The organism is Maritimimonas sp. 2405UD52-3 (assembly GCF_056591715.1).
In genome coordinates this window covers 620,071-637,560 of the sequence record NZ_JBWQOL010000002.1, presented here as the reverse complement: position 1 = coordinate 637,560, position 17,490 = coordinate 620,071, and the positions used below count along the sequence as shown (strand labels likewise).

Genomic DNA, 17,490 nt, shown 5'->3' with positions numbered 1-17,490 from the left:
TTTTTGAGAACTAATGATGAAGATTAGATATATAATAACATTTGTGTTATTTTTTTATGCCTCAATTTTACTGGCACAGGTAAAAGTAGGTGGTATTATAGTTGATGAAAATGGAGACCCATTACCATTTGCTAATATTATCTTTAAAGGATCTACTGAAGGTACTGTGTCCAATGAAAATGGTAAGTTTTATTTAGAATCAGAAAAAACCTATAAAATACTTGAGGTATCTTTTTTAGGCTATGAAACGAAAACTATTCCCCTTAAGGCAAGGAATTTTGATGTAAAAATTGTATTGCAAGAGGGTGCGGTATTAGACGAAGTAAAAGTATATTCAGGAAAGCAGCGGAAAAAAGGAAATCCTGCCATTGCAATTCTCAGGAAAATTTGGGAAAAGAAACGTAGAAATGGTATCTATTTGTATAGGCAGTATCAATATGATAAGTACGAAAAGATAGAGTTTGATCTTAATAATATTGATGAAAAATTCAAAAACAAGCGTATTTTTAAAGGAATGGAGTTCGTTTTTGACAAGATAGATACCTCAAAAGTTACGGGTAAAGCTTATTTACCTATGTTTATTAATGAAGCTGCGTACAAAACTTATGGACAGAATGAGCCTACAAGAAAAAAGCGAGAAGACTTAATTGGTAATAAAAATTCTGGTTTTGATAACAGTCAGAGTATCATTGCCTTTATTAAAGATCTATATGTAGATTTTAATGTTTATGATAATTACCTGAAGTTTTTTGACAAAAGTTTTACAAGTCCGCTTTCTAGAACAGGAGTATCTGTTTATAACTATGTTTTAACCGATAGTGCTTTTATTGATAATAAATGGTGTTATAATATTTTATTTTACCCTAGAAGGAAGAACGAGCTTACCTTCAAGGGCGATTTTTGGGTAAATGATTCCACTTTTGCGGTTAAGGAAATAGAAATGTCAGCCACTAAAAGTGCCAACATTAACTGGGTGAAAGAGATTCATATAGAGCAGGAATTCACCGTTTTGAGTGATTCGGTTTTCCTATTGAAGCGAGATCATATGATGTCTGACTTTGCCATGAATAAAAAGGATAAGTCTAAAGGGATTTACGGACGAAGAACTACACTTTATGATAATTATCAATTTGACCTAGAAAAAAAAGAGGATAAGTTTTATGCGAAGCGCGTAGATACTTATAAAGAAGAGATCTACACTAGATCTGATGACTTCTGGAAAGAAAACAGAATGGAGAAGCTTAATGAAGACGAGGTAGGAATCTATAAAATGCTTGATACCCTTAAAACGGTAAAACGTTTCAAACAGTTGTATGATCTTGCAGGTACGTTGGCCTCAGGATATATTGAACTTGGCGGAGGTATTGAATATGGACCTATATTTCAATCCTTTGGTAATAATGATGTAGAAGGAACAAGAATACGAGGAGGGTTAAGGACATATAAAAGTAGACAAGACAAATGGCGTCTGCAAGTATTTGGGGCATATGGATTTAAAGATCGACAATTTAAATATGGCATTGCTGGTAAAATCATGTTAGATAAACGTAGTCGTTTGATTTTGTCAGGAGGTAATAAAAGAGACGTAGAACAGACTGGGGTAAGCTTGACTACATCTAATGATCTTTTAGAAAGAAGTTTTGCATCTGCTGCCTTTTTTACCAGAGGAAATAATTTTAATCTTACTTCTAAGAATCTTACGAATCTTGGTTTGTCCATAGAGCCCATAAAAAACTTAAACTTTAAAGTTAGTGGTACTTATAAAACATTAAAATCAGCTGCGCCTGATAAATTTAGTGTTGATTATTTAGATACTGACACTGGTATTGTCAAATCTGAAGTACAACAAACCGAAGTAGATTTTGCAATTAAATACACACCTTATAGGAAACCTTATGGCTTTGGTGTGGAACGTGGGGAGATCAATGCAGGTAAATTTCCTACGTTTTATTTAAGTTATACCCATGGTTTTAACGGAGTTACTGATAATGATCTTGAATACAAAAAGTTACAGTTTTTCTATCAGCAACCATATCTATTAGGAGGTTTTGGTAGATTGGTTTCTACTATTGAGGTAGGAAAAACTTTTGATCCGGTTCCTATTACCTTAATGGATGTTGTACCTGGTAACCAAACGTTATTCATAGAGAAAAATACGTTTGACCTCTTAGATTATTATGATTTCGTTACTGATGAGTATGCTGCACTGCACTTAGAGCATAATTTTAACGGAAGAATATTCTCTAGACTACCATTATTGAGAAAATTAGATTTAAGAGCTATTGCAGGGGTGAGAACAGTTGTAGGAAATGTTTCTCAGGAAAATAGAGATATCAATAGATCATTTAGTTTTCCGGACTATAGAACTCCCACAAAACCCTATTGGGAGTACCACGTTGGGGTAGGGAATATCTTAAAGTTAATCCGTATTGATTTTGTATTTAGGGGAAATTATAAAGATATACCCGGCGCAACTAAGTTTGCTGTTAAAGGGGGTGTAGGATTCTATTTCTAGAATTTATTCAAGAGTAAATCTGCCGTTATAAAATTTCTTCAATAATTATTTCTAATGGTTGTCGGACAGAAATTACATTTCTGGCACCTCTAATTTCTTAAGTCAATTTTCTTGTTAAAACTTAAACAAAATCCTATTGGATGACGAGCGACTAAGGATCCAATTTTGCTCTTCTGCTGTATGATATTCCCGTAAAGGAATTCACTTTGTAATGAGAAATGATTTTTATCCTGACAAAAAGAGTATAGACAACATAAAAGAAAAGGGAGAAATACGTTTTTTTTATCCCAATTCATTAAAAATCAAAATACCAATTAAATAGATCTGTTTTTAAACCAACAGTAAACCAAGTTGTGTTTTCATTTGGAGCATTAGAAGGGGGTAAATTCTGATCAAAATTCCTAAAGGTAAAACCGGCAAAAACCTTTAGATTGGTTGTGGGGTTTACCAAGTACCCAGCTTGAAGGTCTCCTATAAAAATTGAAGTTTTATTACCTTGACCAATTTCATTACCTGTATCACCTGGTCTAAATTCATTTGATCTATAAATGTCTCCACCATAGCTTATAATTGAATTAGGTACATCAAAACCTTTTTCACCCAGCACAAATTTAGCATTACCGAACCATCTTCCTTTTTGATAACGTGCTATACCAATAGCCTCCCAGAAGTTACTACCCCAAGCATGGGCTAGTGGCTGATTAAAGTGCCCATAATTAAGTGTTGCATTACCAAAATGACTATACATATACGGTCTGGCAATGTTAAATTCTCCCTGCAGGAAAAGATTTTTAACCTTAAAAGCATTGTAATATTTAGCACCAAATTGAAATGCAAATTTATTACCCCAGTAACCGTCACCGTCAAAAAAACGACTTACGGTTAATTCATCTAAAACAAATTGAGAATATAAAGAGATATTATCAGTTAGTTTATATTTTGAATTGAGTCCTATCATGGCGTTTCCGCTCTCAGAGCCTCGTGTAAATTCAACTGCGCGATAAAAAATAATAGGATTAAAGAAATTAATATCAAACCCATTACCGCCCTCATTATTAGTAATAACAGCTTCAAATAATCCTAGGTTCAATCTTTTGTTAACATTCCAGCTTAAATGATGTATAGCTAAATATTTACGTAATCTGGCATTATTTACACTTACTTCTGGGCGTACATCATCTATCCACATCCATAAATTGGTATATTTTACTTTCCAGAATTTAGTATTGATTTTTAAAAAGGTACTTGGTGATGCAACATCAGACAGCATAAAGGAGCGATAGCCATCACCAATGAAATTTTTACCAAAACCAAATTGAAAATTAAAGGTTTTGTTCGGTGTATAAGATAAATAGGCTTCGGCCACAGGATAATCAAAAGCATCTTCTTTAAAACCTTTTCCTTTTCCTCTACCAGGTACAGTAGCACCTGCACCTAAGGGTCTAAGCTCTCTGGCATATTTATTTATGTAATCAGCAAACCTTCCTTGGCTCTCATAAAAGGAGGTATTGAAACTGAATTTTTTTCCCAAACCGCCTTGTATTTGAATGGCTCTTGTATTGTTGTAAGTATAATCTACATTATCTGAATTATCCTTACCTATTTGTAAATCAAAAGCAGGGTTGATGGTAAACCAATAATCTTCTTTTTGCACTTTGAAGAAATGCTCATTCCAAAGTTTCTTGCCCACTTTTGAAGTTTTATTTTTGAATAGAGGTTCTTTCAAGTTATCAAGATCAACATATTTAGAAGCTTCACTATAAACATATGGTTTAGATGCTGTATGCGAATTTTCACCTTGATCATAATAATAATCCAACTGGGCATACATATCATGTGTTAAGGGTATGTTTAACTGACTCTGATGCTCAGGGAATAATCTTTTTTGAACTATTGTAGTAATATCCTCTTTAGGTTTTATTACTTCCTCTTCTTTCTGCTTCTGGATAACAACAGGTTTCGTAACTTCTTTTATCTCATTTTGAACTATTTCAGGTTCGGGCTGATCACTTAAAGGGATACTGATTGGTAAACCAAAACGCATATCTATAGGCCTACCGTTATAAGTAGCTGGCTTTATCTTTGGTAGAGATGAAAAAACCTTTTTAGCTTCAGCTTCTAATTCTTTATATGCTGATCTTACATACAAGACTTCAAAAGTACCTTCTTTAGTTACTAAAAATATAACATTCATGGTTCCTTTATAGCCATCTAAAGTAACTTTCTTAGGAACTTCAAATGAACTAATAACGTCTTCTGTGAGTTTCTCATTAAAACAATTTTCAAGCCGTGTGCCTGATCTATTTTCACAACCTTTATAAATAGGATATATATCCTCTTGAGAAAAGGTTACTTGATATGTAAAAAGAATGATTACAACTAAAATAAATTGCTTCATAGATAATTACTTGGTCAGGAGCAAAAGTAATATTATATTTTTTCTACTTGATTATTTTTAAGTTGATATTTTTCATTGCTTTCTGGACAAATGGCAAGCCCATCTTCATTAAAATTTAAGCGATGACCATATTCACTAATCCAACCAATTTGCTTAGACGGATTTCCTACTACCAAAGCATATGGTGGTACTTCTTTGGTAACTACACTACCTGCACCTATAAGTGCATATTCACCTATGTCATTACCGCAAATAATAGTAGCGTTTGCACCTATACTCGCACCTTTTTTAACCAGAGTTTGCCTATATTCATCTTTTCTGATAACAGCACTTCTAGGGTTTATAACATTAGTAAAAACCATAGAGGGCCCTAGGAATACATCATCTTCGCAGATAACACCGGTATAAATTGAGACATTATTTTGAACTTTAACGTTGTTGCCTAAAACTACATTAGGTGATACTACTACATTCTGACCAATATTGCATTTTTTGCCAATGGTACTGTTAGACATAATATGACTAAAATGCCAAATCTTGGTGCCTTCGCCAATATTACAATTGTGATCTATTACTGCTGTTTCATGCGAAAAATAGTTGCTTTTCATAGTTAATAATTTGTTGAGATATTTTCATTATTCATAATTGCTCTAGCCGATGAAGTACCTATTCTATCTACTCCAATATTGATCATTTTAAGAGCGTCATCATATGATTTAACACCGCCAGCTGCTTTTACTTTTAATGGGCGTGCATTTTCAACAATAAGTTCCATAGCTTCAAAAGTAGCACCACTAGGCTTATTATCATTAGTTTTATAGAAACCTGTTGATGATTTCACAAAAGCTTGCGAAGCTTTTTCATTGTCAAAATTTTCAACAATAATATCGCGAATTAGCTGTGTAATTTTTATAATTTGTTCATTAGTAAGCGCAGCAATTTCAATAATCCATTTTATAGATTTATTGTTTTCCAAAACTAATTTAGAACATTTAAGAACTTCATCTTTTACTAATTGAAGTCCACCTTTTAAAAATTGAGAATAGTTAACAACAAAATCAAGCTCATCTGCTCCATCAGTAACTGCTTTAGAGGCTTCATTTAATTTTTGTTGAATGGTATTTGTTCCTTCGTGAAAACCAATTACGGTGCCAATAAGTACGTTAGATTTTTTTTTAGAAACCACTTTTTTGGCAAGACCAACATATTCTGGTCTTATCATAATAAGCTTATATTCATATGCCACAGCTTCGTTAAGTAGTTTCAGAACTATTTGCCTCGTTTCATTATCAGAAATGCCTGCTTGTTCAGGTGTTTTTAAATAAGTAGCGTCTAAATATTGATGAATTTTCATAGATATGCTAATGTACCAAATTAATAGGAAATTAAAATCCGGCTTAAAGCCGGATTTTAAAATTTAATATACTTGAAATACGATAGGCAAGGTGTACTTAACTGCTACTGGTTTTGTTCGTTGTTTACCTGGAGTCATTTTTGGTAATTTTTCTATTACTTTTCTTGCTTCTTTTTCTAAACTTTTATGAGGTGCTCTTGCATTCAGAATTTCAATGGTGCCTTCTTTCGTAATTTTAAACGCTATCCAGATTTTTTGTTTTCCTTGTAAGTTAAGACCTTCCGCCATGCCTGTGTCAAACTTTTTGTTTACATACTTTCTAATACCTTTTACAAAACAATCTCTTGATTCCTCTTCATTTAAACCTTCGCAACCTGGAAATACCGGAGCTTCTTCCAAAACCCTGAACTCAATAATTTCATCAGGTTCTTCTTCTTCGGTTTCTTTACCTGGTAACGCGTCAATTTTTTGACTTGTTGTTGGTTGTTCTGCTGGGTCTTCAGGTTTTAAAACTTCTTTACTTTCTTCAAAGTCGTCTTTTTTCTTTATAAATTCATCACCTGAAGCTCTTTTTTCAACTACTTTGGGTTTGTCTTTTACGGGTTTTTTAATATTCACTATTGGAATATCTTGAATTATATAAGGAGTTTCATTAGAAATGTAATCTATGCTTCCAATCTCTTTTTTAGTAGTTTCAAATTCTAAGGCGCTATATGCTAAAAATAGTGCGAGTACCAGCCCTAATTGTAAGAACAATAAAGAACTTTTTTGTAATTTGTCTTTTTGGTGATGTTTTTGTGAATTCATAATAATTTAATTTAAGCGTTAAAATTATGTTAACAACCACAAGAAACATACCATAAAAATCCCGGCTTTAAGCCGGGATTTGAAATTATTGCACGTCAAAAGTAATGGGTAGTGAATATTTAACTCCAACAGCCCGACCGCGCTGCCTGGCAGGTGTCATTTTAGGTAATTTTTTTATGACTCTAACAGCCTCACTTTCTAATCGTTTATGCGGACCACGTACTTGAATATTATCAATGTTGCCCAAGTGATTGATCCTAAACATGACAAATACTCTTTTTTTACCTTGTTGCAGTCCCAATTCTTGGGCTAATTCAGTATTGAAATTTCTACCAACATGTTTGGTAATATTATCTTTTAAACATTGCTTTTTTTGCGCTTTGCTACCTTTACAACCTGGGTAAATGGGTGCTTCTTCAATTACTGCAAAAGGTACATCTGCAGCCACCTCTTCTTCTTCAATTGCTTCTTCTATTTCCTCAATTTCTATGACTTCTACCGCTTCATCTTGATCAACTTCTGTAGATTCTAAAACAGTCTCTATAATTTCTTCTTTGTCTTCTACGATTTCAATTTTTTCTGGTGCAGGTGGAGGAGGGGCAGGTGGCTTAATTTGTTCAATACGCTCTGTGATTGGAATGTCTTCTTCTAACTCTTCCTGATTTACTGCATTTGCAATTAACGCATCAAGACTGCGCTCAAGTACTTTATGCTCTAATGAAACATACGTGATTAACAATGCAAGCACTAATCCTAATTGAAAAAAAATTTTACTAAAATTTTCAATTTTCACCTTATCATTCTTTTTTGCTTCCATAACCTTAGATTTTACTTCTATCTAAGGTATTGACAACAAATTAGTTAAAAAATGACAAAAGTCATGATGAAAATTTTAGGTGTTCCCTGAAAAGAAAAATCCTGACAAAAGCCAGGATTTAATATTAATATTTTGATACTATTTTACTCTACGTTAAATGATATTGGTAACATGTATGTTACGTTAACCGGACGCCCTCTTTGTTTACCAGGTATCATTTTTGGAAGTAAGTTTACCACACGTTTTGCTTCTTTCTCTAATCTAGCATGTGGCGCACGTGCACCTATAATTTGAATATTACCAGTCTTCGTAATTTTAAACTGAATAAATATTTTCTTTTTACCTGGAGATAAACCAAGGTCAGAAGCTAAGTCTGCATTAAATTTTCTTGCAACGTGTTTCTGCATGGACTTATTTAAACATGCTTTCTTCTGTGCTTTAGTACCTTTACAACCAGGAAAAACAGGAACGTCTTCAATAATAGCAAAAGGTACATCTTCTTCTACTTCTTCCTCTTCTACAACTTCTTCAATTTCCTCTACTTCTACAGCTTCTTCTTCATCAGTTTCAGTAGACTCTAATACGGTTTCTTCAACCTCTTTTTCGTCTTCTACAACTTCAATTTTTTCAGGTGCAGGTGGTGGAGGTGGAGGTGGCTTGATCTGTTCAATTCGTTCTGTAATTGGAATATCTTCTTCAAGTTCTTCCTCTAAAGAGGCATCACCTAGATCAACTAAGCTTCTGTCAAATGTTTTGTATTCAATACCCACGTATATAATCAATAACGCAAGTACTAAGCCTAATTGTAAGAACAACTTACTGTAGTTCTCTAAATTTGCTTTTGGGTTTTTCTTTACTTCCATCTGTAAAAGAGATTAATTTGATTGCTAATTTAATAAATAATTAATTACAATAACAACTTAAATAGAATTAAACCACTGGTTTAATCTTGAAAAAAGAGTCGCTGCCAGTAAAACTCCAATAGAATTTGCCAAAATATCTAAAAAATCAGCGGTTCTATCGGTTGTCATTCCTCCTTGTAATCCCTCAATAATTATGCCGTATATAATTAACAAAAGTATTAAAATACCTTTTTGCTTTCTGTTTTTTGTTATTTCATAAGTAGCGTGAAACCAACAAAGAGTCAGTAAAAAATACGACAAAAAATGAACAAACTTATCAAAGTGAATTATCTTTATTGATAATCCACTGCTAATACCCTTTAAAGAAACTAGGCTTGAGATTGTTAAAAGAAGGGTGAAAGATATCGCAATAAGGTACTTATTACGCTCCAACAAGTTCTTTGTAGCCTTCGGCATCTAATAATGAGTCAATTTCTGATGGATCACTTATTTTTATCTTGATCATCCAACCTTCACCATACGGGTCATTATTTACACTTTCTGGACTATCTTCAAGTGCTTCATTAAATTCAACAACCTCACCTGTTAAAGGCATAAACAAATCGGATACTGTTTTCACAGCTTCTACAGTACCAAAGACTTCATCTTTATCCACAGTTTCATCTAAGGTATCAACATCAACATAAACAATGTCTCCCAATTCACTTTGCGCAAAGTCTGTAATGCCAATAGTGGCAATATCTCCGTCTACTGATATCCACTCATGGTCTTTTGTATATTTTAATTCAGAAGGTAAGTTCATTCGTTTTTTGTTATTGATGCGAATTTAATGGTTTTGAATTAATTTCCAATAGTGTACCTTAAACTAATTCCAGCATTAATTGAGTTTCTAGGAAAGGTAGTAGAAATTAGAAATCTTGAAGAGTTCTGATCATAGAAAAAAGAGGCTAATAAGTTTTTGTTCAATGCATAATCGGCAATGAATTTTATTGAAATTAATCGTTGGCCACCCGTCACTTGGTTGTTATTAATGTCTATAGATCTTATGACTGTTGAATTATCACGAATTCCCAAATCAGCTTTTAAGTTGATATCACCCTTAAATGTTGTAATCGTTGGACCCATTTTCATTTTCATTTTTACATCCTTGAAGCGGTATCCCAAACCTAGGATGTATTCAGTACCACGAATTTCAGTTAAGGTATTATTATTTAAATTTAAATTGAGTGCTTTGTCTTTTCTTATTTCTGCTCGCAATGAAAAAGAGTTACGCATTTTCATGTCTATTTTGATCAATGGAGAAAATTCTTCAACCAGATTTACACCAGTAAATAGCCTTTCAGGTTGATAATTTTCATTAATATCTCTTAAATTGATATCGGTTGGGAATGGATTTGTTGGATCAAATAGTAAATTATTACTAAACCCAATAATAGAGTAAGTTGAATTATAACGATGCTCAAGCGTAAAACTTCTAAAATGTTTTTTGAACCATGCAAATTGCATTAATCCTTTATAATTTATACGCCAGTTAGGGATAGGAATATTTCTAAATGGCCCTGTTTTTACCTTACTAGGACTCTGACCTGAATAGGTAGCCAAGAACGCTGGGAGTAACACTTGTGCGCTATTTTCGCCGAAACCAGTTAAATCTACTTGGCCAGTTGAGCTAACCTGACCAGCTTGTCTTGCCAAACGTTCTTGTATAATAGATCTATTAGCTTTAAACTCTTCAAAGGTAGCATCACCATTACCATCAAAAGCTTTGGGAAGCATAAAATGACTGATACTAAAGTTTCCAGATTCATTTAATGGGAAATCTTCATTTAATTCTTCAGTAATAGGGTCAATATCCAATTGCTGAGATCTTGATCTGGTATATACTTTGTTGGCAATCAATTCAATGTTTAAATTTTTTGTTGGACGTACTTCAGCATTGATATCTAACTTATTATAATGATTATTACTATACACATTGCTGAATTCATCACTTGTAATAAGCCATTCCTTGTCAATAGCTAATTGACGTATATCACGTTGGCTACCAAATACAAACCCGAAGGTTGGACCTACACCATTAGACTCTGAATGTGAGCCTCTACCTAAAAACCCCGCTTCAGGTCTAAATCCGGGTAACACGGTTCCATTATTTTCAGCATATGAAATGCGTACTTTTTTAACAGAGGTTACTACATCAACCAGCCCTTGTATTACTTTTTGACCGGCAGACATTTTTTTGCGATTTTTACGCTGTTGAGCTAAAGATGTCGTTGGGGTAGGAGGTCTAACAACTACATTTTTGTCTTTCTTATCTTTCTTTTTCTTTGCCTTATTTTTTTTGTTTTTCTTTTTTGCTAAATCTAATATGCCTGTACGTTTATAAAGTTTCATCATATCAAGATCAGCAGAAAAAGTGTGTGTGTTGGCATTACTGATAATATTACCAATTTCGTTTATATAACTTCTAGAAGGTGCTTGCCAGTCAAAATCAGCTGTGTACTTATAATTGGCATTAATAAAATCAAAAACAGGTAGTTTATTTATTGGTAATTTATAAGTGGCATCCAATGTTTGATGATAATTATTCGGGCGCCCGGTATTAAAAAAGTCACTGTATAACGTTAAACCATCATCTTCATTAAAGGTGTCGTAGATATAATTGTTAGCAGCTCTAAATGTAAACTGTAAGGACCTTGTTAAGTTAAATGCAACATTATAATCCCAGTCAAATAAGAAACGACGTTGTGTTAATTCAGGAAGATCATTTAAACTAGGAACCAAAGATCTCGATTGCTGTTGATTAAAACTTCTGGTAATATTTGAATTTACAGAGATAGATGTTGGTAAAAGATTAATGTTGAAATCCTTAAAAAATTTAAGGTATTTACTCTTATCTAAGAACTTCCAATTCTTCAATGGTTCTAGGCTCCAAGGTTTAAAACTATAATTATAATTAGCTGAAGCACGTACATTTTGATCAAGATCTTTTATGGTATTGTAATCCTTATGAAAAGTTTCATTAAAAGCATAAGAGACTGATAAATTTTCTATGTCATAAAATCGTTGTTTCTTTTCGGGGTTGGTACGTTCTTTTCTGACATTGATCAGATTAATACTTCTACGCTTGGTATAATCTCTTGAGTTTTCACTATTATCATTTACATCTTGCGCATCTTCAAACAAAACATCCTGGAATTGGGGATCCCATCTTGGATCTCTAAATTCCTCAGAAATACTGTAATTTAATGGAATTTTTATCCCTGCCTTTTTAGGTAGTAACTGTCCTAAATTTATATTAGTTACAATATCATATTGTTTTACGTCTTCTTGACTTCGCTCACTAACACGCTGCTCTAACGAACCAAAACCTTCAGAATTAGCTCTACCAGCAATAGAGATATCTGCAAAATCTGCAAAATTAGCATCAGCATTTACCACAGCAGCCCAGCCACCTTTGTTGTCAAAATCAGCTACGCGAAGTTCATTAAACCAAAGCTCAGCAGACTTATTCATGTTGGCGTCATTACGCACACCTAACATAATAGTTCTGATATTCGATAAGTTAGGGCTCCCTTTTAGACGTATCCTCGCTTCAGGAGCACTAGCAATGCTAGGATAGATTTCTATCCTTGATGCACTCAAATCTTCTCGTTCTAATTTTAATTGTCCAAGTTGTCTTAATACAACATCAAAATCATTCTTCCAGATACTATCAGCAGATATTTCTCCGGTCTCTGTGATTTTAAGAGGTACTTCTAATTGATAAAAGTTGTCATTAGTATCACTTCCTAATCTTAAAACGGCAGTTAAGTCATTGTTTTCAGCATCAGGTTCCGCAGGAATACTTTCAGCATGCACAAACATTTTTAGCTTGTTAAATAACCGCATGTCAAAGGAAGTATTTTTAAATACTGCCCTTGTTTCACCGGGTGGCAAATCTTTAACACGCATTAAAAGTGACTGCTCATTCTGCTGCTGAATAGTAGTACTACCCTGTAATCGTTCTCTTTCTACCCCTGGAGGTAATACATAAGGAATTGGTAATTTATTTTCGTTCTCTTGAATATTAACCACACCTACCTCAAAATTCCTATCTTCTTCAGGGGTAAGATTTGGGTCTGCTGGTAACGGTTCTGCCAATGACTGGGTGTAACGTCGCCAATCACCTCTAATTAATTCTAATTCACCAAAACGCAATACAACCGGAGCTCTAAATTGAGTTAAGAAGATACGCATAAAACGAATGGCTGTAAACCCAGAAATGCCACCAATTGGAGTTCCACTGGTCACAGGTATTCTAAATTGGTACCAAGTAGTTTGTTGGGTTTGCCCATTTTCAAGGTTCACAGTAGTCACACGGCTGTCAACAATATTATTTTGACCAACAACTAAATCATTAGGGAATAAAGATATCCTGTATTGATAATAACTTTCAGCCGCATTCATAGTCTGGTCACGATTGATATCTTCTACATCAGGAAAAGAAGTGGCTGCAGTAGGAAAGGACTCTGTTGAATTGTTAATGGTCGGCGAGTTACCTTCAGTATTGTTAAAACGTTTGTAGCGTTGTAAAATGGATGCATCTTGTGCATCTAATTCACCTCCTCTAAAGAATGTAAAATTATCGTTGGCTGGGTCATCACCAAATTGAGAGCCAAACCGTTGCAATTCCTCATCATCTTTTAAGCCGTCTAAACCTATATCCTGATTAGGACGGTCACCATCTTCTTCTGAAAAAGCATATACTAAGGCTTGGTTAATAGGTACATCTCCCCATTCTGTTCTAGCCACATTAGGCGAAAGATCTATATTTTCATATTGCTTAATTCCATCTAACGGAAGACCATTTTCGTACATCCGTCTATTATCAGGTAAAATGTCTTCAGAAATATTTCCTAAGTTAAAGTAGAGCTCACCACCAAAATCTGTTGGGTTTACTAATGTTTCACCACCTTCTTCGGGGGTAATAGAGTAATTTTCATAGGGATCCATCAACCAAAACTGAATGTATTCAACATTAGCTTGTTGAAAATCCGTAGTATTTAAGGAGCGCATAATACCGGCCCATTTTTGTTCAGGATTATTTCCATAAGTACCTTCAGCCGCAGCCTGACTAAAATTATAACTACCACGTTCTTTAGGGTAGTATGCAAGGTCAAATGTATTAATGATATTGGTCTGAGTAATGTCAAGATCCAGCTCAGGGAATAACTCTTCAAATCCCACGCGACGTACTTCCGCTCTTGATAATTCAACATCATCAATATTATCTGGCTTTAACGAAGTGCCATAAAATAAACGGTCAATAGTATACCAGGATAACTGCGAACGTTCTGCACCTAATCGTAAATTGTCATTAGACCCTGGTGTAATATCAGGTAAACCAGGACTCCCATTAGGATTTAAGTTAGGAGCAATATTTTCATTTGTAAAATCTAAATCAGAATTTGCTGCTTGCCCTTGTGGTACACTTGCTAAAAACCATTGTTGGGGTGCGCTTATGTCTAATGGTATTTGTGAACCCTCAAAATCGTCAACATAGGATGTGGCTTCACCATTTAATTCAATTCCTTTAGGCGAACCAGGTAATAAATAAGCACCTTCGGCACGTATAGAGAAATTTGACTCTACATCGGTGTCAATATTTGGCAGGTTATTGACCCACTTAGTAAATTTAGGTACCTCAGTTTGATAGTTTAGGTTAAAACCAACAATTGTATTGTTTACTGGTTCAGCACCGAACTGAGGTTTTTGTGTAAAAGGTCGTTCGTTGAGGTTTAAAACAGTACCACCTATTGCAAAATTTTCATTGAAAATATGCTGGATATCTACTCCCATAAATGTCCTGCGTTGCTGATTAAAACCTGTATTGTTTTCCACAGAAACATTAATAGGCGCGTTTGAGGCAATTAAATTTGGATTGATGATTTGCACTGTTCCTATTTGATAATCTACAACGTAGTCTACACCTTCTAACAATTGCCTACCACCCGAAGTTACAGTTACAGAACCTCTGGGTACATTAAATGCTCCTAATGGAATACCACCACTTGATTCTGATTTAAAATAACCTCGTAAAAAGTACTTGTCTTTACTTTGAAATTCATTTTGTGCTTGAGCTTTTGTTCTGTCATATAATTCTTCAAATACAAACTGATCGTCTTGGCTACTGGTCAAAATTTGACCTATTTCACCCGATTGAAGTGGAGTAGAAGCACTGTTACCACTATTACCAAAAGGCTCTACAGTAGGAAAAATAATATACCCATTTTGTGAGTCAATGGTAATACCTTCCACAAAATCGAAATAACCATCACCACCTGTAATTGTATCTCGAGTACCGTTTAAAATATCTAGCCTTAATAAATTGAGCAAAGGTTTTTCTTTAACTGCTTCAGACGTTCCATCTCCTGTAATAGCGTTCTGCAAGAAGTTAATAGGCACTCCGGTTTGATCATCCTGATAAAGTACTTCAAGCCTAAAGCCATCCTCCTGCAATTGAAATGCTCCAGGAATACTATACACATTCTTCATCATCAAATCCCATACAGGAATACTTGTATTTAAAATCTCACTTCTGAGTAATTTAACAACGAGATTGTCAGGAGCCGTTACTCCATCACCACTTAGCTCTCCAACTCTAAATACATTAGTGCCAGTATCGGGATTCACGGCACTATTATCAGTATATTCATAGGCAACTGCTAGAATATCACTATCGGCAAGTCGTCTGTTAAGGGTTATAAATCCAAGTTGAGGGTTTAAGGTAAAATCAACGCCTAAAACTAATTTTCGAGCATTTTCTAATATGGAATAGCCTTCACCTTGTTCTAATGAATAATCGGGTTTGGATAGTTCACTATCTACAGTGGAAATATTTCTAATAGGGTTTGACGCGGTTAGAACTCCATCAGTTCCATTTATTCTCCCTAAAGTATTAGCTCCATTTCTTGGTCCTGGTTGTGGATTAGCTGAAGGTTGAACATTGCCTGGGCCAAAGTCACTGGGTTCTCCTAAATCTGCTAAAGCCACGATATTTCTTACATCTTGCGTAGTAGAATTTCTATTGGTAATCCAAACTTCAATGCGTGTAATATATTTAGAACTTCGTATTAACGGAAATTGACTCAACGCCTCATTATAATCATTTCTAAATTGTTGTGACAAGAAAAAGTGTCTGTTTTCATCATAATCACTTGCTCTGATATCAAACTCACTAATGGTTGCACCTCCTTGTGCCTGAACAGATCTCGTTTGAGAACGTTGTTGTGAGAAAACACCAGTAACTGTTGTCTTCCCAAATTGCAATTCTGTTTTCACACCAAATAAATTTTGAGCACCAGAGATCAATGAACTATTAATAGGCATGTTCACATTACCTACTTCTATCTTTCTGATAATGTCATCTTCAGTAGGTGTGTATTCTAATTTAATCTGGTTCTGAAAATTGAATGTAGATTGAGTGTCAAAGTTGGCTGTTACACGTAAGCGTTTTCCTACTTTAGCATTTAAACTGGCGCTAATTTCCTGGTCAAAATCAGGAGTAATACTACTTCTATTTCGTTCAGATAGTTGAGGATTATCTACTTTTTGATAGAGCAAGCCAAATCGAACCAGTACAGAACCTTGCGGATTTACCTCTATGGTGTTTCCACCAAAAATATTTTCAAAAAATTTAGAACGAACCCTATAAATGGGTAACAAGTTCTTTTGAGCTTCTTCAGCATCCTTTTTTCTTCCTTCTATAGCACTGATCTTTTCTTTAAAATAATCAAACATATCACGCCTAAGCCTATATTCCTCATATTCTTTTTTACTCATATGAAGTGGGTGCTTAATGTAATAATCGCCTACTTTTTCTACAAAAATGTACTGCCCTTTAACAGGGTCATAAATTACCTCAAGATTTCTTAATTCATTTAAAAAAAGCTTCCCTTTTTGATCAGGTTTAAATGAATATGGTAGTTTAGCTAAAGAATCTGTTTTTGTTGTATCAATTTTGGCAACTACTGCTTTAGTAGAATCTGTTTTTTTTGCAGAAGGATTTGTTTGCGCATACCCAGAAAAAAGGACACAAAAGAGTATTAAATATTGAAGGGAGTTATATGTTTTTTGTATAAAAAATTTCAACGAGTTACAAGTTTTTAAGTGCTTGTTTTATAATGTTTTCAAGACTTATACTTGGCGATTCTTGAATGATCTTTTGTACCATTTTATCTACTTGTCTTCTAGAGAATCCAAGAACCTCTAAAGCAGATAACGCTTCCTCTTTAATAGTATTGTCAGTTTTAACAGAATCTTCAGCAATTTCATAGGTTTTCAATATTTTATCTCGAAGATCAACAATAACGCGTTGTGCAGTTTTAGCCCCAATGCCTTTAACTGATTGAATAGCTGCTACATCTTCTGAAGCAATTGCTTGTTGAATTTGTTCGGTGGTCATAGATGACAACATAGTCCTAGCCGTACTAGGGCCAACACCAGAAACAGAAACTAATAGAAGAAAAATTTCACGTTCAGTTTTATTTGCAAAACCATAGAGTGTATGAGCGTCTTCACGTATTGAAAGATGGGTGTATAATTTTACTGATTCTTCATCAGGAATTTGAGAATAAGTATGCAAAGAAATATTTAGAAAATAACCTACTCCATTACAATCTATAATGGCATATGTTGGGTTCTTTTCAACTAGTCTTCCTCTTATATGAGTAATCATTCAATCTAAAATTTAATCGC

11 protein-coding genes are annotated in these 17,490 nt (G+C 34.2%); 1 reads left to right on the top strand and 10 read right to left on the bottom strand.

The genetic code is table 11. The annotated features are described in order from the left end of the window. The first annotated feature begins 16 nt into the window (after nucleotides 1–16). Nucleotides 17–2,515 (top strand): DUF5686 and carboxypeptidase-like regulatory domain-containing protein, encoded by a 2,499-nt coding sequence (locus AC1EU5_RS07150; RefSeq protein WP_480191685.1) that lies wholly within the window; start codon nucleotides 17–19, stop codon nucleotides 2,513–2,515. Between the two features lie 295 nt (nucleotides 2,516–2,810). On the opposite strand, the gene AC1EU5_RS07145 is transcribed toward AC1EU5_RS07150, so the two are convergent. The 10 genes from AC1EU5_RS07145 to ruvA all read right to left on the bottom strand — a co-directional run bounded on the left by AC1EU5_RS07145 (nucleotide 2,811) and on the right by ruvA (nucleotide 17,470). After that, nucleotides 2,811–4,913, bottom strand: coding sequence for an energy transducer TonB (locus AC1EU5_RS07145; RefSeq protein WP_480191684.1), 2,103 nt, complete (start codon nucleotides 4,911–4,913; stop codon nucleotides 2,811–2,813). A gap of 32 nt (nucleotides 4,914–4,945) precedes the next feature. Further along, nucleotides 4,946–5,521 (bottom strand): acyltransferase, encoded by a 576-nt coding sequence (locus tag AC1EU5_RS07140; protein ID WP_480191683.1) that lies wholly within the window; start codon nucleotides 5,519–5,521, stop codon nucleotides 4,946–4,948. 2 nt (nucleotides 5,522–5,523) lie between these two features. Beyond that, nucleotides 5,524–6,267 (bottom strand): deoxyribose-phosphate aldolase, encoded by a 744-nt coding sequence (gene deoC, locus AC1EU5_RS07135; RefSeq protein WP_480191682.1) that lies wholly within the window; start codon nucleotides 6,265–6,267, stop codon nucleotides 5,524–5,526. Between the two features lie 63 nt (nucleotides 6,268–6,330). Further along, nucleotides 6,331–7,074, bottom strand: a complete 744-nt coding sequence (locus AC1EU5_RS07130; RefSeq protein ID WP_480191681.1) for an energy transducer TonB — start codon at nucleotides 7,072–7,074, stop codon at nucleotides 6,331–6,333. An 85-nt stretch (nucleotides 7,075–7,159) separates the two neighbouring features. Next, the gene (locus AC1EU5_RS07125) at nucleotides 7,160–7,891 is read right to left on the bottom strand and encodes an energy transducer TonB (protein WP_480191680.1); all 732 of its coding nucleotides are present in this window, start codon (nucleotides 7,889–7,891) and stop codon (nucleotides 7,160–7,162) included. Between the two features lie 143 nt (nucleotides 7,892–8,034). Further along, entirely contained in the window at nucleotides 8,035–8,754 is a 720-nt protein-coding gene (locus AC1EU5_RS07120) for an energy transducer TonB (protein ID WP_480191679.1), read from the bottom strand. Nucleotides 8,755–8,811: 57 nt separating this feature from the next. Beyond that, a complete protein-coding gene (locus AC1EU5_RS07115; protein ID WP_480191678.1) occupies nucleotides 8,812–9,186 on the bottom strand; it encodes a VanZ family protein in 375 nt (124 codons plus the stop codon). Then, the gene (gene gcvH / locus AC1EU5_RS07110; RefSeq protein WP_480191677.1) at nucleotides 9,176–9,556 is read right to left on the bottom strand and encodes a glycine cleavage system protein GcvH; all 381 of its coding nucleotides are present in this window, start codon (nucleotides 9,554–9,556) and stop codon (nucleotides 9,176–9,178) included. Before gcvH ends, AC1EU5_RS07115 begins: the two co-directional genes overlap by 11 nt. Before the next feature lie 38 nt (nucleotides 9,557–9,594). Continuing rightward, nucleotides 9,595–16,884, bottom strand: coding sequence for a T9SS outer membrane translocon Sov/SprA (gene sov, locus AC1EU5_RS07105; RefSeq protein WP_480191676.1), 7,290 nt, complete (start codon nucleotides 16,882–16,884; stop codon nucleotides 9,595–9,597). A gap of 4 nt (nucleotides 16,885–16,888) precedes the next feature. Next, a complete protein-coding gene (gene ruvA / locus AC1EU5_RS07100; protein WP_480191675.1) occupies nucleotides 16,889–17,470 on the bottom strand; it encodes a Holliday junction branch migration protein RuvA in 582 nt (193 codons plus the stop codon). Nucleotides 17,471–17,490 lie beyond the last annotated feature (20 nt).

Coding starts and splice junctions, on each gene's coding strand:
- ruvA (WP_480191675.1), bottom strand. CDS start 17,470: ATGATTACTCATATAAGAGGAAGACTAGTTGAAAAGAACCCAACATAT.
- AC1EU5_RS07145 (WP_480191684.1), bottom strand. CDS start 4,913: ATGAAGCAATTTATTTTAGTTGTAATCATTCTTTTTACATATCAAGTA.
- deoC (WP_480191682.1), bottom strand. CDS start 6,267: ATGAAAATTCATCAATATTTAGACGCTACTTATTTAAAAACACCTGAA.
- AC1EU5_RS07125 (WP_480191680.1), bottom strand. CDS start 7,891: ATGGAAGCAAAAAAGAATGATAAGGTGAAAATTGAAAATTTTAGTAAA.
- AC1EU5_RS07140 (WP_480191683.1), bottom strand. CDS start 5,521: ATGAAAAGCAACTATTTTTCGCATGAAACAGCAGTAATAGATCACAAT.
- AC1EU5_RS07150 (WP_480191685.1), top strand. CDS start 17: ATGAAGATTAGATATATAATAACATTTGTGTTATTTTTTTATGCCTCA.
- AC1EU5_RS07130 (WP_480191681.1), bottom strand. CDS start 7,074: ATGAATTCACAAAAACATCACCAAAAAGACAAATTACAAAAAAGTTCT.
- AC1EU5_RS07120 (WP_480191679.1), bottom strand. CDS start 8,754: ATGGAAGTAAAGAAAAACCCAAAAGCAAATTTAGAGAACTACAGTAAG.
- gcvH (WP_480191677.1), bottom strand. CDS start 9,556: ATGAACTTACCTTCTGAATTAAAATATACAAAAGACCATGAGTGGATA.